Raw genomic sequence first — 18145 nt, forward strand, 5'->3', positions numbered from 1 at the left:
AAAATAGCTGTCGGGTCAAACAACGAGGCACCGATCACCAGAGGACATTCGAAACCGAAACCTCCAGTTTGGCTATTTTCCAACGCTGTCATTTCTGTTCCCTTGGCGTAGGCGCGAAAAGGTGGAATGGTTGATGGATCAATATGCCGAGGGTTTGGCGCAATATCCTAACGCCAATTTTTCCTATGTCGGCCATAGCCACGGAACGTATTTATTGACCAAAGCTTTGAAAGAATACCCGTGCTGCCGCTTCAAACAAGTGGTATTGGCCGGTAGCGTGGTCAGAACGGATAACGAATGGGAAAAATTGCTTAGGCAAGGCCGGGTGGAAAAAGTCTTAAACTACGTCGCCTCCGGCGACTGGGTGGTGGCGTGGTTCCCCAATGCCATGCAGATGCTGAACTGGCAGGATTTGGGTGGTGCGGGTCACCGAGGCTTTCACTCACCGCAAGTCCATCAGATTCAATACGTCAAAGGTGCGCATAGCGCGGCGCTGCATCAGGAAAACTGGAATGCGATTGCGGATTTTGTGATTGAGGGCAAACCGGTCGAGCCGCCGACACCCATCAAACTAAGCCGACAATCGTTTTTAGTCAGTGTCATCGGCAAAATTGCGCCGCTATTATGGGTTAGAATCATCTATCTTCTCTATCTGATTGGACTTGAATTTTGGCCAGATTTAAGTGGAGAGCAATGGCAGGGAGTGGTGTCTAGCGGGTTGTAAGCGGCTAGTATTTTGTTGGTCTTAACCAAGGTTTGAAGATGGCTATAGTCTTTATCGAGAAATTGCAGGAAGGTAACCCCGATTGCTGTAGTCGAATTGGAGGAATCTTGAACGTCAACTGATGGTCTGCTTTTGCATCCTTAGCCGCCTTTTAAGTATTTGAAGAATTGCGTTGGCGATTGACCGGTATTGGCCGGTTGGTTGAGATCGTCAACGGCGACTTTTCAGGCCCCCGGTTCAGCGCAATTAACTAATTACCAATAGCTTTCATTAACTGTTCGACCTGTGTTTTCATGGCCGTTAATTGGCCTGTTAGAAGCGCAACCTGTTCCCGCGCGTTGCCAGCCTCTTTTTTAGCGCGATCTGTTTCAGCTTCGAGCTTAATCAGCTTTTCGCCCGTACGTTGAAGTTCCGCAGCGGCTCTTTGTCGTTCCTCCTTTCGCTGTTCCTCCGCGGTTTCCACTTTGGTCTGCAGTTTGGTCAATTCCGTTTTCAATTGGTCTCGCTCGGCCGCGATAGATTGGGCAGCTTGTTTCTGAGCCGTCACCTGTTGCCGCAGCCTGGCTTGCTCTGCTTCATGCTGTTCGGTTGCTGCCTTCGCGTTCTTCTCTACCGCCTCCAATCGTTCGCGCAAGGTGGCTAGCTCAACCGCCTGTAACTGGTTCGCGGCCTGCGCTTCGGTCAAGCGTTTGGTCAACTCCCCCACCCTGGCCTTCTCATCCGCCAGCATGGTCTCCAATTCATCGACCGCCTGCGAGGCATCAGCCAGCTCGCGCTCTGATTGGGCTTGCTGTTCGCGCGCCGCTCGCAACACATCAGCTACCCGCCGCTCTTGGGTTTTGACCGCTCTGTCGTTCAGTTCCAGCGCTAACACGTTAATTTTGTCGACCAACCCCTTGGTCAACACCGCCAAGCTTTCGGCCACTTCCAGCGGCAACTCGACGACGGGCTCCGAATTTGTCACCGCTTGAGCCGCATTGTGCCTGTCCCAAACCTCTTTGAGCCGCTTCGGATCGCCGCCGCCGGTTAGCTTGCGTAACGCAAATCCGGTGACATTCCGATTCGCCTTCGTCAACGCCTTGCCGGCTTCGATAATTTGGTCGTCGGTAATATCGGCGGGGCGACCCAAACTGGATTCAAATTCTTCTTGCATGGCGAACTCCCATTCGGATTCAACTGCGACGGCAGGAGTTTGACATATTAAAAGAAATAAAGAAAGTAAGAAAGAAAGTTAAGTCCCACGCTTCACATCTCACGCCATCCTGATTGTCAAATTTGCAATCATTGTCGCCACAGGATTGCAACCCACAAAAAACGTAGCGACAATGTGGCTACCGATTTGAATTTATTTCAGAGGTAACAATGAAAGTTGGGTCGCAAACTGCTATAGGCACTTTTACGGCAGGCGCCGGCCTCGGGTAAGTCATTTTTGGCGGCGCTATATCGGTCGACAAAGATTTGCATTAAGCGCGTTTAACGGGAGTAAATCTGATGCAAACTGAAATTAAAAAATGGGGTAATAGCGCCGTGATTCGATTGCCGGCGGCGATGCTGGCACAGTTAAAGCTGGAAATCGGTTCGCCGGTCGAACTGACGGCTGATGATGGCGGGTTTCGTATTGTGCCGTCCACGACTAAGCCTGTTTTCAAGTTGGACGAGTTGCTGGCTGGCATGACTGCCGATAATCGGCATGATTGCATTGACTGGGGGCCGGATGTTGGCCGAGAGGGTAACAATTAATGGCTGTATCGTACGTACCTGAGCGCGGGGATTTGGTGTGGATTGCGTTCGATCCTCAAGCAGGCCACGAACAAGCGGGGCGCCGCCCCGGCCTGGTCGTTACGCCACGCACTTATAACGTCAAAGCCGGGCTGGCGTTGATTTGCCCTGTAACAAGTCGGGTTAAAGGATATCCGTTTGAGGTACCGTTACCGGACGGCGACCGTGTGAGTGGTGTGATATTGGCGGATCAGATTCGGAGTCTGGATTGGGCGGCGCGTCAGGCCGAAAAGATATCTATGGTGGACGGGGCGGTATTGGCCGAAGTCTTGGCCAAAATCGAGGCTCTTATTCAATAATTCAGCCCGTGGACCAGCTATTACCCTGCATTGTCTTCGGTAAGTCAAATAGTGGCTTGCTCCTGTTAAGGCTTCGGGGATATCGCCAAGCGTTTAACCATTCTACCGATTCTTCGAGCAACACGCTCAGGTACCCAGTCGCCGCTAAAATCCACTTCCACTTCGCAATTTCTTTTGTTATAAAGGCCACTAGTTTTTAGCGTTAATCAACGCTGAAGATCCTGCAACAGCAGGCGCTCCGTCTTTAGGCGGCGGGAACCGATGTTCCCGTACTGAGTGCGTCAATCTCAGCTTTCAATCCATGCGTCATTCAAGACGCCTATACCACCCAACGGGGAACGATCCGATTCCCCAATGGGAGTCCGTCGTTCCCTTTTTTTTAAGGAGAACGATTATGGCTCAAAGCAATCCCGGCAAAAATACCTCCGATACGCGTACTCGCCCGGCAATGCCGGATGCTGCGAAACAAACCTATGGCCTGACGGAGCAATCCTGGAAAGTGCTGACGGAAGTCACCTTTCCCACAGCCAAAACCGCAGAAGCCATCTTGATGGCTCTGGATTATTGCAAAACCCGAAAACTCGACATCTTCAAAAAACCGGTCCATATCGTCCCGATGTGGAGTACCGCTTTAGGCCGCAATGTCGAAACCGTCTGGCCCTCCATCACGGAAATCCAGACCACCGCGTCCCGAACCGGTGTTTGGGCCGGCATGGACCGTCCCGTGTGGGGCCCGGATGTCACCAAGACCTTTACCGGGCGCCACAAAGACGACAACGACCAATGGCAGGACGTCAATGTCAGCGTAACTTTTCCCGAATGGGTGGCGGTTACCGTATACCGGATCGTCGGCGGCCAACGTTGCGCCTTTACCGAGGAAGTCTATTGGCTTGAAGCCTACAGCACGGCCGGCGGCAAAAACTCGCAAGTGCCTACCGCGATGTGGATCAAGCGCCCCAAAGGGCAATTGGCCAAATGCGGTAAAGCGGCGTCTTTGCGCGCGGCCTTTCCGGAAGAATGCGGTTATGCCGCCGAGGAAATGGACGGCAAAATCATCGATATCGACGGTTCCGACGTGATCGATATCGATCCGCCGGCCGAACCGACTACTGCGGCACCCGAGCAACAGCCTCAAGCTGAAGCCAAGCCGGAGGTGATCGATGCATCTAAGCTCCATCCAAATTTGATTAAGGCAGTTGAAACCCTGATTAAACGGACAAAAGATGCAAATGCATGGGCGGCGGCCGAAGAATTCATCACCAGCCGATTTACTGGTGTTGACCTGATCTATGCCCGTGCGGAATTGGACAAAGCCAAACCGAAACCCGCGTTAACGCATACCGAAGGCATGACTATGCCGCCGCTATCTACGAAAGACGCCGAGCTTAACAAGGCTCGTCAAGCACTCAGAAATTAAACCGATTTTCGGTTTTTCTCATTTACCCATCCAGGGCGTCATGATTCGCCCGGTGGGCTATTCGTGACGCTCTTCTCTTGGAGAACCGTCATGAATGAAATCACTACCTTCGATCAATCCCTCAACCGGATACCCAGCTTTACCGACTGGAGCCGTTACGACTCACCGACCGTCCTGCGCCGCTATGGGCCGGGATTTCTTGATAAAACGCTGGATCCGGACACGGAAACCCGGCTATTTCATCGCCGGCATTCCTACGCCGACTTGGTCAGTATCGCCGATACCTTCGGCGGCATCTGCACTCTATCGCCGGGTTGCACCTTGTTGCTATTCGACGATGTCCGTCTCGCACAGCGTTGCCACGCGGTGTTGAAACAACGCAAATTAGAAGGCTTGCTGCACGGCTGTCACATCCGGATCGACGGAGAGTTCGAATGAAAATCGTCGATATCGCCCAACGCAGCGATGCGTGGCGACTGTGGCGATCGCAGGGGGTAACCGCCAGCGAAGCGGCGATTATTCTGAACCGCTCGCCTTACAAAACGCCTTGGCGCTTGTGGGCGGAACGGGTCGGCATCGTCCTGGAAGCCAACCTCGACAACCATCCCTTGGTCCGTCGCGGCCGCGAACTGGAAACGAAGGCGGCGCAATGGTTCGAAGCCACGTGTGACGAACTGTTGTTGCCCTTGTGCGGCGAGTGCGATCAATACCCGTTGATCCGCGCCTCGTTCGACGGCATTCCCGCTAACGGCGAACCCGTCGAAATCAAATGCCCGCATCCCAGCACCTACGAAAACGTGGTGCAGGAAGGCGAGCAGTCGGCCGCCTATAAATTGTATTGGGTGCAAATGCAGCAGCAGTTGTTGGTCGCCGATGCTAAAAGAGGCTATCTGTGCTTCTATCTCGACGACCAGCATGTCAAGGTGTTCGACATCGCGCGCGATGACGCCTTTTTGGTGACTTTAATCAACGCGACCATCACGTTTTACGGTTGGGTCATCACTAAAAAAGAACCGCCGAAAGACCTGAAGCGGGACTTGTATTTGCCTGAAGGCGACGCCGAAATTCAATGGCATCGACTGGCGGCCGAATACCGTGCCCGGCAGAAGAAACTGGAGGCATTGAAAGCCGAAGCCATCCAACTGGCCGAACTGCAAGCCAAGACCGAAGCCCAATGGGTAGAGCAAATGGCCGATTACGTCATCGCCGAACATTCCGGCGTGCGTGTCTGTCGAAGCGTCAGCCAGGGGGGTATCGATTACAAGGCGGCTTTAACGGCCCTGCTCCCGCAACTGACTGAGGCGGAGCTGGCCCCGTACCGCAAGGCTCCGGCCTCGCGGGTACGCGTGACGTGCCGAGACGACAATGGCAAAAACGCGCAAGTAGCGTTTGACCCGGACTCCTTGGCCGTGATGGAAAGCAGTTGGTTTTGAAAACACGTTAGCAACGAACGAACACTACCTCGGTAGTGTTCGTTTCTTTAAGTCGATTCAGGGCTTGTTTTAAGGGGGTAAGCCAAGCCCTCAACCGACTTTTCTAGCGCTATCGTCATCGATACGCTGAAAATCCTGCAGAGCAGGCGTTCCGTCTTCAGGCGGCGATCAAGGCATGTCCTTGGTGGTACCGGGTGCGTCAAACCCGGCTTCGTCCGGCCGTTGCTATCAACGGCCTATTGTATAACCCGAATGGGGCATCACGCCCTATCGGGCCATCGGTGCCCCTGATTGTTGGAGGTGCACTATGACAAAATCAGAAGCTGTTTGGCTGTTTTTAACCGATCTTAAGAATCGCCGGGATACTACCCGTCGCCTGTTCGAGATGGCTAAAACCGAGCCCACCCTGGTCACGACGTATATCGCGTCGTTGCCGGACAATTGGCAACACCGTGACGATCCCGAAGTCGACTTGCTCAAGCAGCTGCACGCAGTTGCGCTGACCGCGATCGCCGAACGCGCAGTGTCTGTCGGTTGAATGTCAACCGTAGGTTAACTGTCGGTCAACTGATCGAAAGTAACCTCGCCACGCATTAAAGGGCTGCTACCCATTTCCAACGCCTGCAGTAAATCGGCCAGGAACACCGGGGAGCACGCCTGAACCAAGGCGACATCGTACTCCGCTGTCGTTTTAATCGTATTGACCGCGTAACCGCGCCTGGCGTTGTTGCGTTGTAAGCGGCGAAATTCCGCTCGGGTCAATCGGACTTTACCCGCATGTTTGATCATGCAAACCTCGATCGGTGTTGATGTTTGATATCGTTTGATGATTACCCACCCCACCCAGGGAGACCTCTCCCGATGGGGGCGTGTCTCCCTTTTTTATAGGAGATACGACCATGAACCTCAATTCTGTTTCGAAACTGCCACGCCGCGAACCCTCCATGTCCACGGCGGATAAGATCCTCGAACTGGCCGCGTTAAAACCGGCCTCGGTTGCCGGGGCTTTACTCAATCATCCCGATATCTTCCGGGATCTCAACGAGTCAATTGCCACCACCTTGGTGCTATCGCTCGTCGACCGCGGCCAAGCCAACACCTTACGCCAATTGCTGGCGAGCAAGGCGATCGGCGAAGCTAAAGCCCACCTTCTGGCCGAATTACTCCTGTTGGAGGCATTCGCCGAGTAACACGGCTTGCAGCAAGCGGGATTCGGCACTCGTGTCCTTATCCCGCACGGCATCGGCCGCGACTTGCAAGGCCGCATTGTACTCCGCCACCGTCTTCGGCGGCGTGGCGCGACCGGTCATCACCCGAAAGGCGTGCTGTTCCCGGTCGCTTAAACGTAGTTTATCCCCTAGTCGAATCATATCGGAGCCCTCAATGGTTTAGACCATCGTAACCGCTATGACTCATTAATCAACCCCGCAAGGGAGGTTCGCTTCCCTACCGGGGGCGCACGCCTTCTATTTCGGGAGTCACTCTTAAATCAGGAGGCAGTATGTACCAACAGTATTCCGTCGCCGATACCTTCGGCGTATCCGCACCGGCCTCGATGACCGTCGAAGGCTTTGTCCCGGCAAATAATCCATTCGTGCCGGTCCAAAAACCGTATGTGTTTCGGCGCGAGCCATTGCGCGACGTCCTGGCGTTCTTTCGGAATCCGAATGGCGATGGACTGTATATCACCGGTCCCACGGGCTCCGGTAAAACCTCGTTGGTTGAGCAAGCGGCCGCCCGCTTACACTGGGGTATGCATGCCGTTGCCGGTCATGGCCGGCTTGAGTTCAACGATTTGTTGGGCCAATTCGTCTTAACCGGCAACGGCACGATGAAATGGACCGACGGCCCGTTGACCAGCGCCGTGCGCCACGGCCACGTGCTCTTGCTCAACGAAATCGATGCGACCGACCCGGCCGAATTGCTGGGTTTGAACGATATCGTCGAAGGCAAACCGCTGATGATTGCGGCCACCGACGAAGTCGTCATGCCGCACCCGAAGTTCCGTCTGGTTGCAACCGGCAACAGTGCCGGCGCCGGCGACCAGTCGGGCTTGTATCAAGGGGTGATGCGTCAAAGCGTGGCCTTTATGGACCGCTTTCGTTTGATGGAAGTGGGCTATCCGGAACCGGACGACGAAATGAGTATGCTGGAACGCACGGTCCCGACCATGCCCGTGAGCATTCGGGAACGCATGATTCAGCTGGCCAACGAGATCCGCAAGGTCTTTATTGGCGGCAGCGATTCGTCTGGTCTGCTCTCGATCACCATGTCGACCCGCAGCTTGTTGCGTTGGGCCCAGCTCAGCGCCAACTACAAAGGTTCCCCGAACGCCCTGGCCTATGCCTTGGATCGGGCCCTGGTTCTGCGGGGGGATGCGGCCGAACGCGAGGCCATCCATCGGTTGGCGCAAGACGTGTTCGGCAGCGATTGGCAGGTGTGACATGTCGGTGCTGTATTGGCAAGTCGAATGCCGCGCACCGCAACCGGTCGTCTTTGCCGTAAACCATGCCCTAAGTCTGTGGCGATCCCGTATCGCTGGGGCGTATGACAGCCTCGGTGAACCGCTCAGCCCTTGGCCCCATTGGCAAACGCTCGTGCAATTGACCGAAGCGGGACACGGCTTCGACACCAGCGGTCAAATTCGTCCAGAACACGGCGTCGGCGCTTGGCTGTGGTTAACCGCTTTGAAAAAAGCCGGCTTTGCCGATATCGACGTGGGCATTGTCACCGATGCGTCTCGCGAAACCTCGACCGACTTACACCAGGAATCCGAGGTGTTACAGCTATTCGGTACCAACCTAGTGCAGATCCGGCCTGTGGCTGAAGCACTGGGCTTGCTGTTGCCGTCCTTGGATCTGGTTGCCGCTTTAGGCGAAACGGACAGTGACTGGTTTTAACCGGTCACGGTTTTTACTTTTTTGAACCCGCCTTTCAACAGGCTTTATCAACCCGGAAGGGGCTTACACTGCCCTCCGGGGCTGTCGTAGGCCTCTTTTAAGGAGGCACTATGACGAAGTGTAATCAAATATTGGAACGTGTGGTCTTGGTCAAAATCCAAGCCAACATCTACGGCGCGCGGAAAAAATTGCGCAAAGAAGATCTGGTACTGGCCGACGGCAGTGAATTACCGCCCGAGGACTTGGCCAGCTTAGGCTCGAAACGTTTGCTCGATCCCGACCAGTTGGCGGACTTCAATCGCTTGAAAAAAGCGGCCGAACGCCACTGTTTACGGGTCGGCACCCGCTTCATGGGCGGTTTTGTGGTGCCGGTCGAACACGCGGACGCCATCGTGAGCGAGCTGGAAAAAGTCGCTCAGGAATTCGCGGTTAATAAAGCGAAGTTCCTGGCCGGCTACGACGACGCCGTGCGCGATTGGATCAAAAAACATCCGAACTTTGCCGGCATTATCGAAAAGGCGATCGACCCTATGGCGTACGTGGCCACGAAGTTGGGTTTCGACTTCATGGTGGTCGCCATCCGACAACCGGAAGCCTCCAGCCCGAAAGATGTGGCACGGCTGGAACAGCAAATCGATTCGATCGGCGGCCAGTTGTTTCAAGAAGTGGCCAACGACGCCGAGTTATTGCTGGAACAATCCTTGATCGGAAAAGATCAGGTCACCCGGAATGCGTTGCGGCCGATTAAGCGGATTCGCGACAAACTGGATGGCTTGAGCTTTTTGGATTATCGCGTGGCACCGATCGTCACCTGGATCGATGGCGTACTGCAAGAAATCCCCAATCGCGGCGCGATCGAGGGGGCCTTGCTGCAGGAGATCATGGCAATGACCATGCTATTGGCCGATCCCGACAAGCTTCGCCGTCACGGTGAAGGCTTGTCGTCGAACCCGTCCAAGGTAACGAACGACGAAGACGCGGATGACACGTTGTCGTCAGGGCATCCGGCATCGCCGATATCGGCAGCCGTGCTCGCCCCAGTGCAAACCAGCCTGCTCGAACCGAAGGAGCCGCCCATGGTGGACCCGGAAGATCTGTTTGCCGGCTTGTTAGACGATCTGTTTACCGACGATGAAGGCGAAGCTCAATCCTTTGCCGACATCGCTTCGCGGCCGGTTCTACCCGTTGCACCGCCCGCGTTGGCTGCGCAAGCGCTCGGATCCGACAACGACAACGAACCCGATACCCACGGCACCGACAAATCCAAACTACCGGAGGAAGCGGTGACCGAATTCTGGTTCTAAGCGTTATTTTTATCACCCTATCGGGGCAATTCGACACGCCCCTCGGGGCTGTGGCTTGCCCCTTGTTTTTTAAGGAGCAAGCCATGCATCAAACTTTAGAACGCGCGTTTCCCATTGTGGCGGCCGCGATCGGCAACCGCTTTGGCATTTCGGTCTCGGTCGGCGGTACTGACGCCTACACCGACGGCCAATCGATACAACTACCGGGCTACAACGGGTCCGATCCGCAGTACCAGAACTACGCGTGGGGCTATCTGGCCCATGAAGCGGCGCATATTCGGTTTTCGGACTTTCAGCTCGATTTTGGTGACTCGGTTCTGCGTCGGCGTATCTGCGGCGCGATCGAAGACGTGCGCATTGAGCATGAACTGGCCAAGGTCTATCCGGGCACCCGCTTGACCCTGGCAAAGGTGGTGGAACAGTTGGTGTCCGAAGGTCGCTTAACGGCCCAGACCGCATCCGATCATCCCGGCAACGTCCTGTTCGGCTACATTCTGAAACGGCTTCGGGCCAAGGTGTTAGGTCAAACGGTTCTCGAACCCTTAGTCGACGCCACCCGAGAGGCCTTGCGTGCATGTTTTCCACGCGGCGCTTTGATTCGCTTGGAAGGCTTATTGTCGGAAGTACCGGAGGGTTTAACCTGTGAACGCGACTGTCTGGATCTGACCGATCGGATTTTGGCGATGCTCGAAGAGGAATGTACTGAACCGACGAACACGTCGGCTAGCGGTGATTCGGACTCCGATTCGGAGGATGGCGACAACGCCACCCGCGAAGATGATAACGATTCATCCGACACGGACACCGAGCACGAGGATTCGTCATCGTCCGGTTCAGACGCAGACGGCGACAAAAACCTGACCGATCCCGGAGACCCGGCCCCGTCCGATCAGGATGACGAGCCTGGAAACGAATCGGCGGGTGCGGATAACGCTTCGTCCGGAACGGATCAACCAGCCCAACAGGACGATAGCGCTACGCCGTCTTTAATGGACCAGCTGCGCGTCACGTCCGAGCAAGACCTGGAACAGGATTGGTTCGAGACGGCGAAATCGCAATTGGGTTTGACGCCGGATTCGGCCGAAAAATGTACGCTACCGGTCGGTCTGTTTCCGAAAGGTAGTCGGCTAGTCGGCCAAGCCTTAGCAAACCGGGTGGAGCAGAACAGCAAAGCCCTGCGGGTTGCGTTGCAAAGCGCGGTGCAAGCCCACCGGCAAAATCGGCCGCAAGCCGCGCGAAACGGCCGGCGTATCAATCCTCGCCGCTTAACCAAACTCGCGTTGGGCGATACGCGGGTGTTTTGCCGATCCGGGCAACGAGTTGCGCCCAATTGTGCGGTGCATATCTTGTTGGACAAATCCGAAAGCATGGGCGAAACCCTTGTCATTCAGGGCGAAGAGGTGAGTTTGCTCACTCTGGCCCTGGAAGCGTCGATGGCCTTGGCCCTCGCATTGGAGAGCATTCAAGGGGTCAATCCGGCAATCACCGCCTTTCCCGGCGCCAACGATGAATCGGTGCACCAGGTGTTACGGCACGGCGAAAAAGTCCGCGACAATTTGGGACGTTTTTCGGTCTTTTCGGCCTATACCACGCCGATGACGCAAGCCGTTTGGTTTGCCGCGGCGCAATTGCTGCAATGCCGCGAACCGCGCAAACTGCTGTTAACGGTGACCGACGGCGTACCCAACGATTTACCGGGCACGCTGTCGATCTTAAAGCGTTGCCGTGACAGCGGCATCGAAACCCTCGGCATCGGCTTGGGGGTGGAGGTTGGCCATTTGTTTCCGGTCGCCCTCACCATTCATGACCTGGCTGAATTGAGGCCTCAGCTGTTCGCACTGTCCAAAGCCATTCTATTGGCGGCGTGAGCGCTTAGGTGACTTGAATCGTGTCGATGCGTGGCCAGAACTTCATCCTTGATGAAGTCCTGCCCGTATCGACACCCTTCCCTATTGCACGCCCGGCCGGATCGGGCTACAGTGGCAGTGTGCGATATCAGCCGGTTTTTTCATGCGTCGTCCGCGACGGGACATGAAAAAATCGACTTCATGCGTTCTTTCGAGAATGCTGATTCCGGCTTCTGCCGGCGTTCCGTCTTCAGGCGGCGAGCAAAATCCGTTTTGCTTGTATCGGTTGCGTTAATGCCGATCCTTAATCGGGCTTGTTACAAGCCTTTATCCATCCCGCTTCGGGCGCCATCGCCCGAACCGGGTCGTGCGTTTGAAGCATGTTCTTCCATTGCGGAAGGAGGTTTCAATGCACTTCATTTTAGGCACCATCATTCTTGCCCTATTCATCCTGGCCATCCGGGTGATCTGGCATACTCTCAAGTCCGCCCGGCTCTGGTTTAGTCAGCACTGGGCGTTATGGCAAACAGCACGCTTGCGCCAAGCTTCGGTAATGCCGGCCCTACTACCACCCCGCTTTACCGCACAAAACAGCCTGCCGGCAACGGATTGGGAAACCTTATCCCAAACCGTAAGGCAGGGTATTTTGGAACGCAACAACCGTCCGACCTACCGGCTCGAAACACTCGATATCGAGCTGCAGGTTAAACAGAAAACCCAAGCGATTATGCTTGCGGACATTGAAATAGCCAAATTGCAACTCAGTTTGGCCCAAGCACAGGAACTGCTCGCGCAGCCTGCAAAAAAGCGCCGCAAAACGCAGGTGGAAGGACCGGCTAAACGGCCGAATCCAGCCTCTGAATTGCGCAAAGCGCTTGGCAGCGGCAAAGAGGGCTCGCGTTCGGCCGTGCATTAATCGGCGGTCAGTGCAGCCTGGTCCTATCCGAAGGCAGGTGAAACACGTTGTTGCTCTTCAGTTCCCGCTCGACATCGAGCCCGAGCTGAGGCGCAATCTCAACGATCGTCTCCTGCCGGAGCGCGCGGATGCGGGCTAACAGCGGTCCTGCAACCTGGGGATCGCGCAGTTTGGTTAACACGCCGACTTCGGCATCGTTCAAATCCGCCAGGAGTTTTCGATACAAATCGAAGTGGCGTTTGCCGGGCCCTACCAGAATCGCCATTGGTTTTGGTTCGGGCTGCGGCCTGGGTTTCGGTGGTGGATCGATGATTAGATCCAGCCACTTCACCCAGTTCACTAATCGGGTCATTATCGGGTTCATCGTCGTACCTTGAAAAAAGGAAGCGTACGCTGACCTTACAACGACTTATTTAAAGTGCAACCGTTTGCCCGCGCGGCCGGCGGTTTTTTATTCACCCTGGCGGGACTCCATCCTGCAGGGTGGCGGTTCCCGCCGATCACGGAGGGTATTGCCATGTCATTCTTACCAGCTCCGGTTTCGGAGATTCTGTATCTGAACCAATACCGTTGTCCCTATTGCCAGATCGAATGGGACGACGAATGGAATTGCGCCTGCAACGACCGTTGCCCATCGTGCAATGCCGAAATCTCACCCTACCACAGCGAGGTGCTGACCGAGGAGAACCCATCGCCGGCCTACGCCGTGACGTACACCCTCGATTACAAGCACCGGGTGGTAGTCGGCATCGTCGCAGAGTCGGCAGACGGCGCGCAAGCGGCTGCCGAAGCCGCCTTCGACGACGGTACCATCTGGGACGACACCCCGGAAATGCCGCTGTTGTTCGACGACTTCGAGGAAGTCGACGGCAAAACCCTGCGTTGGCAGGTCGAAGCGGTCGACGTCTGGCCCAAGGCCGATGCCTCGGTGGTGAAGCTACGTCAAGAACGCACCGCGATGGCAGTGTGCCGCGGTCTGATCGACGCCTACCAGCGCGGTAAAGACGCCGGCGGCAGTATCGATTGGGACGATTTGGACCAATTGTTAACGTTAGCTAAACAAGCACTGGGATTGTCTGATTCAGACCCAGACGCTTAATCATCCTTCGGCTTTTCGCGATATCCGCGGCGAGCCTCATTATCAATCCCTGCGGGAATGTCTGTTCCCGACCGGGGCGTGGCATTCCCCTTTTTTTGGAGAATGTCATGAGAGATCCCTTTCAATACTATGCCTCGACGGAAGCGCTGAGTATCAAGGCTTGGGCAAAGTTCAAGAACACCCGGTTTGTGCGGGTCCTGGATTCATCGGCCGGCGAAGGCCATTTGCTCAAAGGCAAGCCATTCAAACAGTACCAGCGGGTACCGATTGATTGCGTCGAAATCGATATGCGTAAGCATGCGGTGTTACGTGCGCAAGGCTACACGGTGGTCGGGTTGGATTTCCTGCAGTTTCAAAACGGCAGCAGTTACTCGCACTGCATTATGAATCCGCCTTTTGCACAGGGCGCTCAGCACGTGCTGAAGGCCTGGGACATCTTGTTCGACGCTGAAATCGTCGCCATCCTCAATGCCGAAACCGTACGCAATCCATTTTCGAAAGAACGCCAGTTGTTAGTGCGTTTGATCGAACAGCATGGCGAGGTGGAGTTCTTATCTGACATGTTCGCCGGCGAAGATGCCGAACGCAAAACCAACGTCGAAATTGCGCTGATCTGGTTGAAAAAAACCTCAACCTTCGAACAGGAGATCCTCGGCAATATTTTGGACAATTTGCGTCAGGATCGTCGTGAAGCGGACGACTTGGCCAGCGCATTTCATGTGCCCCAGGAGTTAGCCTTACCGACTGCTTTTATCGATAACGCGGTATTGATGTTCGATGCCGCCTTCGAAGCGACACGGCAGGCTGTATTCAGTGAAGCCCGTGCCAGCCGCTATCGAGCCATGCTAGGTAAAACCCTGGGTGAGCTGAGTGGTGGCGGTGTGCACACTGTAGACGATTCGTCATTGGATGCGGTGAAGCAGACGCTGTACGAACGTTATCAGGACCTGAAAAATCGCGCGTGGAGTAGCATTCTGCGTTCGACTCAGGTCAAGTCACGATTGTCATCGGCGGCGCAAAAGCGGTTGGAGTCGGATTTCGAATCGATCAAGTCTTTGGAATTTACCGTGGCGAATATTTACGGTTTTCTGCAAGGCATCATCGATCAGCAAGGTGAAATTCAACTCAGCATGGTCTGCGATGTGTTCGATCTGATCACGCGCTACCACAGCGACAATGCAGTGTATTACATGGGGTGGAAATCCAATGATAAACACCGCACGCTGGGGATGCGAATCAAGACCACGCGCTTCGTACTGCCAGGGCATAAAGTCGAGTCCTACCACACAGGTCTTGACTGGAATTCTGAGCAACTTCTAGCCGATTTCGACAAGGTATTTGCCTTGCTCGACGGCAAGACCGAAACGGAAGTAAGTTTGGTATCGGTGTTTAGGCAGCATTTCAGTGCGCTTAAGCAGGGTGAACGGATAAGCAGTAGTTACTTTGACGTTCGTTACTATCCGGGCGCCGGGACCATCCACTTTTTTCCGAAAAGCAAGACCTTGATCGACCGCATGAACCGTTGGGTTGGCTGTCGGCGACGCTGGTTACCGCCGGTGGATACTCAAGCCGGTCCAGGTTTCTGGCAGCAGTTCGAACAGGCTGAATCGCTCGATCGGGCATTTCATGCCGAGGTAAATAAACAGTGTCCAAGCGGTACCAGACACTTACGCTTCGATCCCTTTTGGGCCATCAAGCACGGCGGCGAGTCGGAACGGGAAAAAGGCAACGCCCTTTTAGCCCAGGCAATGAGCGCGGTACTGGCCAGCCGAGGGATCGATCCGGATGCGATGTTGGCGAATGAACCCGTCAACCGCAATTTGCTGGAATGGATTGATGCCTTGGAGTCCAATCAAGATCTGCCTTTGGCGTCGTAATTGAGCCTCTTTAGCAAAATATGTTCTGCCGACGGTCAACGTCGGTAGACATCGCTGACGAGGCTTTGAATATTTTTGACAACCCTTCCGGAGAAAGTCTACCCCGGCAGGGGACGGCTTTCTCCACATTTTAAGATTACCGGAGAAAGCCCATGTTATTCATTCAAGAAACCAATAATAGTTATCGTTTGGCTGATGAACAGGATGTCATATCAGAGGCCATTAAGATCTATAACCGCACGTTCAGTCGAGGTGAAGCCTTGAACAGTCCTGACCATGCGAAGGACTGTATCAAATTGAAGTTGGCGCCATACGAGCACGAAGTATTTCTGTGTTTGTTCTTGGACAATCAACATCGCGTTATCGCTTGCGATGAATTGTTCCGGGGGACGATTGATGGCGCTAGCGTGTATCCGCGCGAAGTGGTCAAAGCTGCGCTGCACCATAATGCGGCAGCTCTGATTATGGCGCATAACCACCCGTCGGGGATTAGCGAACCTAGTCGGGCCGATCGCGCGATTACAGCAAAACTTAAAGAAGCCTTGGCCTTGATTGACGTTCGCGTACTTGATCACTTCATCGTCGGCGAAACCGTGTATTCATTCGCTGAGCATGGCTTGTTGTGAAAAGGTATGGCGTCAAGCTTACTCCTCGATTAAGCCAAAGACCGACCCTATCTTAAGTTAACTACTGGTCTCACCAGTACCTTACCCTGCGGGAATACCTGTTCCCGACTGGGGCGTGGTGTTCCCGCTTCAACTGGAGAACATCATGCAACACCCCATTATTGAACAGACCAGTCACGGGAATACAGTTCGCTATCAGCGTCTGCCGTCCGGCACCTGTTATCACGAGGACACACCGCAAGACGTCATTGCTCTGCTTGAGGAAGTCCAGGGTACGCAACGGAAAATCCGTTTGTACTATGGCGACCCAGCAACGGGACAGTCCTGGTTCGACGAGAATGACGTCATCGGTACCATCGGTCGCTCATGCGGCAAGATCAAGGTGCCGTTGCTGATCGAACCCGGTGAAAGCGGCGGTCCGGCTATTTTGGACCACTGTATCGTACGAATCGACAGTCCGCGTCAGACGCTGTATCAGCATCCAACCTTCCGGGTAGGCGACGTGAGCCTCGAAAAAAGCGAGCACGTCGAGTACCCCTGGGGTGTCAAAATCGATGGCAAAGACCATGCGGGGTTTAAAACCCAACAGGGAGCCCATCGGTTTGCCGATTTTATTCTAGGCAAACGCTTTGCGCTGCCGGTCGAATACCACGGTGTGATCGAGTGCGATAGCGATGACTTGCCTTGGCAAGTCTGGCTAAACAACCGGCAACGGGCGGCATTTTTGTCCGAAACCGACGCGAACCGGTACTGGCAAGCACTGCAGTAACCGCACGCACATTCATTATCAACCCGACGGGTACCCTACCCGTTTGGGTGCGGCCTGTCGGGACCTTTTCTGAGGAAAATCACCATGACAGACCAACCACAAAACACTGACGCCGCCATCAAACGCAGCGTACAGCAATCTTTGACGGACCAAGGCTGGATCGCGCTCAACAGCGTGGCCATCGCCACGAAAGGCTATGCCACCGCGGTCGGACGCAAGCAGGCCTATGTATTCGTAAGCTACTGGGCAAACGAATGGGTAGTGACCGCCGGCTATGACAGTCAAGGCCGCAATATCCTGGAATCGCTACGCGTAACATTGCCGGAAACGGCCAATGCCGACACGATTCGGGAGGCAATCGCGGAATTTTCGGCTGACATCGACGCGCGGGTCGCGGAGAGTTACGCCGTCCGTCTGATCCGGAATGAACCGCAAAAACAGCCCTTCCGGCTGGGTACCACGGTGGTGACACCCGGCGTACTCGCTCTACTGGAAGACATGCTGCTCGATGCGGGCTACTTGCTCTCGCGGCACGCTGACGATTGGGCCGTAGAGGATCCGGTGTTAGAACAATTTGTGTTGGCTGAAGGCGGTCAACTGATGTCGGTGTATCGGATTAATGACGCACACACCGTCTGGGTCATCACCAAAGCCGATCATTCGGCGACAACGGTGTTGTTGCCGGACGAATATTACCCCGAGCCTTTTTGAAACCACCCTTGCGGGGAGCACCGTCTTTCCCGTACGGGAGCCTGTGTTCCCCGTCATTTTTGGAGAAGGAACCATGACTGCACTCGTATCACTCTCAAACGGAAGGATACAAACCTCTATCGCCGCACTGGCGTTGTTAACCGCCTGCGGTGTCGAAATGACAGCGTTGTTGGACCGACATGCCAACGGCGATTGGGGCGATATCAATCTGGACGACGAACAGGAAAACGGCCTGTCCCTCGTCTGCGGCGGACCGATCGTTTCGCAATTCAATCTGTCCGGCCTGGACAGTATCCGGATTGTGACGGATACGTTTCGGAAAACGACGCGGATTAATCTTGCAACCGAACCGTCTTGCTTTGCCGGCCATGCTAGCCATTCGTCTGGCGGTGAAGCTCTGGCAGCTTAAGACCACACCCGCGCATCACTTGGGATAACCCGGTG

Annotated in this window: 23 protein-coding genes; 19 read left to right on the top strand and 4 right to left on the bottom strand. The window is 55.0% G+C overall.

What is annotated here, in order from left to right; genetic code table 11:
* Positions 1–133 precede the first annotated feature (133 nt).
* Positions 134–724 carry a hypothetical protein gene (locus tag AC0IM9_RS15265; protein WP_482804594.1) on the top strand — a complete coding sequence of 197 codons (591 nt, stop codon included), beginning with the start codon at positions 134–136 and terminating at the stop codon, positions 722–724.
* Between the two features lie 250 nt (positions 725–974).
* On the opposite strand, the gene AC0IM9_RS15270 is transcribed toward AC0IM9_RS15265, so the two are convergent.
* On the bottom strand, positions 975–1877 hold the full coding sequence (locus tag AC0IM9_RS15270) for a DNA-binding protein (protein WP_482804595.1): 903 nt from the start codon (positions 1875–1877) through the stop codon (positions 975–977).
* Positions 1878–2215: 338 nt separating this feature from the next.
* On the opposite strand from AC0IM9_RS15270, the gene AC0IM9_RS15275 reads away from it, so the two are divergent.
* From AC0IM9_RS15275 to AC0IM9_RS15300, 6 genes are all read left to right on the top strand, one after another.
* Positions 2216–2464 carry an AbrB/MazE/SpoVT family DNA-binding domain-containing protein gene (locus AC0IM9_RS15275; protein WP_482804596.1) on the top strand — a complete coding sequence of 83 codons (249 nt, stop codon included), beginning with the start codon at positions 2216–2218 and terminating at the stop codon, positions 2462–2464.
* Entirely contained in the window at positions 2464–2802 is a 339-nt protein-coding gene (gene mazF, locus AC0IM9_RS15280; RefSeq protein ID WP_064023820.1) for an endoribonuclease MazF, read from the top strand. Before AC0IM9_RS15275 ends, mazF begins: the two co-directional genes overlap by 1 nt.
* Before the next feature lie 394 nt (positions 2803–3196).
* Positions 3197–4219 carry a phage recombination protein Bet gene (gene bet / locus AC0IM9_RS15285; RefSeq protein ID WP_482804597.1) on the top strand — a complete coding sequence of 341 codons (1023 nt, stop codon included), beginning with the start codon at positions 3197–3199 and terminating at the stop codon, positions 4217–4219.
* Positions 4220–4309: 90 nt separating this feature from the next.
* The gene (locus AC0IM9_RS15290) at positions 4310–4657 is read left to right on the top strand and encodes a hypothetical protein (protein WP_082889552.1); all 348 of its coding nucleotides are present in this window, start codon (positions 4310–4312) and stop codon (positions 4655–4657) included.
* Positions 4654–5652 (top strand): YqaJ viral recombinase family nuclease, encoded by a 999-nt coding sequence (locus tag AC0IM9_RS15295; RefSeq protein ID WP_482804598.1) that lies wholly within the window; start codon positions 4654–4656, stop codon positions 5650–5652. Before AC0IM9_RS15290 ends, AC0IM9_RS15295 begins: the two co-directional genes overlap by 4 nt.
* Before the next feature lie 307 nt (positions 5653–5959).
* Positions 5960–6190 carry a hypothetical protein gene (locus tag AC0IM9_RS15300; RefSeq protein WP_140911865.1) on the top strand — a complete coding sequence of 77 codons (231 nt, stop codon included), beginning with the start codon at positions 5960–5962 and terminating at the stop codon, positions 6188–6190.
* 14 nt (positions 6191–6204) lie between these two features.
* Here AC0IM9_RS15300 and AC0IM9_RS15305 read toward each other — a convergent pair whose 3' ends face one another.
* Complete coding sequence (locus AC0IM9_RS15305) at positions 6205–6441, bottom strand: hypothetical protein (RefSeq protein WP_140911866.1); 237 nt, start codon at positions 6439–6441, stop codon at positions 6205–6207.
* A gap of 110 nt (positions 6442–6551) precedes the next feature.
* Between AC0IM9_RS15305 and AC0IM9_RS15310 the strand changes: the two genes are divergently transcribed.
* Positions 6552–6842 carry a hypothetical protein gene (locus AC0IM9_RS15310; protein WP_482804599.1) on the top strand — a complete coding sequence of 97 codons (291 nt, stop codon included), beginning with the start codon at positions 6552–6554 and terminating at the stop codon, positions 6840–6842.
* On the opposite strand, the gene AC0IM9_RS15315 is transcribed toward AC0IM9_RS15310, so the two are convergent.
* Positions 6813–7022 (bottom strand): hypothetical protein, encoded by a 210-nt coding sequence (locus AC0IM9_RS15315; protein WP_482804600.1) that lies wholly within the window; start codon positions 7020–7022, stop codon positions 6813–6815. The two genes, AC0IM9_RS15310 and AC0IM9_RS15315, sit on opposite strands and share 30 nt — an antisense overlap.
* 131 nt (positions 7023–7153) lie before the next feature.
* Between AC0IM9_RS15315 and AC0IM9_RS15320 the strand changes: the two genes are divergently transcribed.
* From AC0IM9_RS15320 to AC0IM9_RS15340, 5 genes are all read left to right on the top strand, one after another.
* Complete coding sequence (locus AC0IM9_RS15320) at positions 7154–8095, top strand: AAA family ATPase (RefSeq protein ID WP_482804601.1); 942 nt, start codon at positions 7154–7156, stop codon at positions 8093–8095.
* 154 nt (positions 8096–8249) lie between these two features.
* Positions 8250–8552: a hypothetical protein gene (locus AC0IM9_RS15325; protein WP_482804602.1), complete on the top strand. Its 303-nt coding sequence runs from the start codon at positions 8250–8252 to the stop codon at positions 8550–8552.
* Between the two features lie 110 nt (positions 8553–8662).
* Positions 8663–9856, top strand: coding sequence for a DUF3150 domain-containing protein (locus AC0IM9_RS15330; RefSeq protein ID WP_482804603.1), 1194 nt, complete (start codon positions 8663–8665; stop codon positions 9854–9856).
* A gap of 83 nt (positions 9857–9939) precedes the next feature.
* Entirely contained in the window at positions 9940–11724 is a 1785-nt protein-coding gene (locus AC0IM9_RS15335) for a vWA domain-containing protein (RefSeq protein WP_482804604.1), read from the top strand.
* 346 nt (positions 11725–12070) lie between these two features.
* Positions 12071–12619, top strand: coding sequence for a hypothetical protein (locus AC0IM9_RS15340; protein WP_445370067.1), 549 nt, complete (start codon positions 12071–12073; stop codon positions 12617–12619).
* A 7-nt stretch (positions 12620–12626) separates the two neighbouring features.
* Here the strand turns inward: AC0IM9_RS15340 and AC0IM9_RS15345 are convergent, their stop codons facing one another.
* Positions 12627–12983, bottom strand: coding sequence for a hypothetical protein (locus tag AC0IM9_RS15345; RefSeq protein WP_482804605.1), 357 nt, complete (start codon positions 12981–12983; stop codon positions 12627–12629).
* Positions 12984–13136: 153 nt separating this feature from the next.
* Between AC0IM9_RS15345 and AC0IM9_RS15350 the strand changes: the two genes are divergently transcribed.
* From AC0IM9_RS15350 to AC0IM9_RS15375, 6 genes are all read left to right on the top strand, one after another.
* Entirely contained in the window at positions 13137–13718 is a 582-nt protein-coding gene (locus tag AC0IM9_RS15350) for a hypothetical protein (RefSeq protein ID WP_482804606.1), read from the top strand.
* A 107-nt stretch (positions 13719–13825) separates the two neighbouring features.
* Positions 13826–15595, top strand: coding sequence for a DUF4942 domain-containing protein (locus AC0IM9_RS15355; RefSeq protein ID WP_482804607.1), 1770 nt, complete (start codon positions 13826–13828; stop codon positions 15593–15595).
* Positions 15596–15747: 152 nt separating this feature from the next.
* The gene (radC, locus tag AC0IM9_RS15360; RefSeq protein WP_482804608.1) at positions 15748–16221 is read left to right on the top strand and encodes a RadC family protein; all 474 of its coding nucleotides are present in this window, start codon (positions 15748–15750) and stop codon (positions 16219–16221) included.
* A gap of 145 nt (positions 16222–16366) precedes the next feature.
* Positions 16367–16990: a hypothetical protein gene (locus tag AC0IM9_RS15365; protein ID WP_482804609.1), complete on the top strand. Its 624-nt coding sequence runs from the start codon at positions 16367–16369 to the stop codon at positions 16988–16990.
* An 84-nt stretch (positions 16991–17074) separates the two neighbouring features.
* Positions 17075–17701: a hypothetical protein gene (locus AC0IM9_RS15370; RefSeq protein ID WP_482804610.1), complete on the top strand. Its 627-nt coding sequence runs from the start codon at positions 17075–17077 to the stop codon at positions 17699–17701.
* 73 nt (positions 17702–17774) lie between these two features.
* On the top strand, positions 17775–18110 hold the full coding sequence (locus AC0IM9_RS15375) for a hypothetical protein (RefSeq protein ID WP_482804611.1): 336 nt from the start codon (positions 17775–17777) through the stop codon (positions 18108–18110).
* Positions 18111–18145: the final 35 nt, after the last annotated feature.

The organism is Methylomonas sp. Uni0011 (genome assembly GCF_056850255.1).

What these genes read in the sequence shown, in the direction of transcription:
- AC0IM9_RS15350 (WP_482804606.1), top strand. Translation starts at nt 13,137, where the DNA reads ATGTCATTCTTACCAGCTCCGGTTTCGGAGATTCTGTATCTGAACCAA.
- AC0IM9_RS15370 (WP_482804610.1), top strand. Translation starts at nt 17,075, where the DNA reads ATGACAGACCAACCACAAAACACTGACGCCGCCATCAAACGCAGCGTA.
- mazF (WP_064023820.1), top strand. Translation starts at nt 2,464, where the DNA reads ATGGCTGTATCGTACGTACCTGAGCGCGGGGATTTGGTGTGGATTGCG.
- AC0IM9_RS15265 (WP_482804594.1), top strand. Translation starts at nt 134, where the DNA reads ATGGATCAATATGCCGAGGGTTTGGCGCAATATCCTAACGCCAATTTT.
- AC0IM9_RS15290 (WP_082889552.1), top strand. Translation starts at nt 4,310, where the DNA reads ATGAATGAAATCACTACCTTCGATCAATCCCTCAACCGGATACCCAGC.
- AC0IM9_RS15270 (WP_482804595.1), bottom strand. Translation starts at nt 1,877, where the DNA reads ATGCAAGAAGAATTTGAATCCAGTTTGGGTCGCCCCGCCGATATTACC.
- AC0IM9_RS15375 (WP_482804611.1), top strand. Translation starts at nt 17,775, where the DNA reads ATGACTGCACTCGTATCACTCTCAAACGGAAGGATACAAACCTCTATC.
- AC0IM9_RS15335 (WP_482804604.1), top strand. Translation starts at nt 9,940, where the DNA reads ATGCATCAAACTTTAGAACGCGCGTTTCCCATTGTGGCGGCCGCGATC.
- AC0IM9_RS15345 (WP_482804605.1), bottom strand. Translation starts at nt 12,983, where the DNA reads ATGAACCCGATAATGACCCGATTAGTGAACTGGGTGAAGTGGCTGGAT.
- AC0IM9_RS15315 (WP_482804600.1), bottom strand. Translation starts at nt 7,022, where the DNA reads ATGATTCGACTAGGGGATAAACTACGTTTAAGCGACCGGGAACAGCAC.
- AC0IM9_RS15305 (WP_140911866.1), bottom strand. Translation starts at nt 6,441, where the DNA reads ATGATCAAACATGCGGGTAAAGTCCGATTGACCCGAGCGGAATTTCGC.
- AC0IM9_RS15275 (WP_482804596.1), top strand. Translation starts at nt 2,216, where the DNA reads ATGCAAACTGAAATTAAAAAATGGGGTAATAGCGCCGTGATTCGATTG.
- AC0IM9_RS15365 (WP_482804609.1), top strand. Translation starts at nt 16,367, where the DNA reads ATGCAACACCCCATTATTGAACAGACCAGTCACGGGAATACAGTTCGC.
- radC (WP_482804608.1), top strand. Translation starts at nt 15,748, where the DNA reads ATGTTATTCATTCAAGAAACCAATAATAGTTATCGTTTGGCTGATGAA.
- AC0IM9_RS15330 (WP_482804603.1), top strand. Translation starts at nt 8,663, where the DNA reads ATGACGAAGTGTAATCAAATATTGGAACGTGTGGTCTTGGTCAAAATC.
- AC0IM9_RS15295 (WP_482804598.1), top strand. Translation starts at nt 4,654, where the DNA reads ATGAAAATCGTCGATATCGCCCAACGCAGCGATGCGTGGCGACTGTGG.
- AC0IM9_RS15300 (WP_140911865.1), top strand. Translation starts at nt 5,960, where the DNA reads ATGACAAAATCAGAAGCTGTTTGGCTGTTTTTAACCGATCTTAAGAAT.
- AC0IM9_RS15310 (WP_482804599.1), top strand. Translation starts at nt 6,552, where the DNA reads ATGAACCTCAATTCTGTTTCGAAACTGCCACGCCGCGAACCCTCCATG.
- AC0IM9_RS15320 (WP_482804601.1), top strand. Translation starts at nt 7,154, where the DNA reads ATGTACCAACAGTATTCCGTCGCCGATACCTTCGGCGTATCCGCACCG.
- bet (WP_482804597.1), top strand. Translation starts at nt 3,197, where the DNA reads ATGGCTCAAAGCAATCCCGGCAAAAATACCTCCGATACGCGTACTCGC.
- AC0IM9_RS15355 (WP_482804607.1), top strand. Translation starts at nt 13,826, where the DNA reads ATGAGAGATCCCTTTCAATACTATGCCTCGACGGAAGCGCTGAGTATC.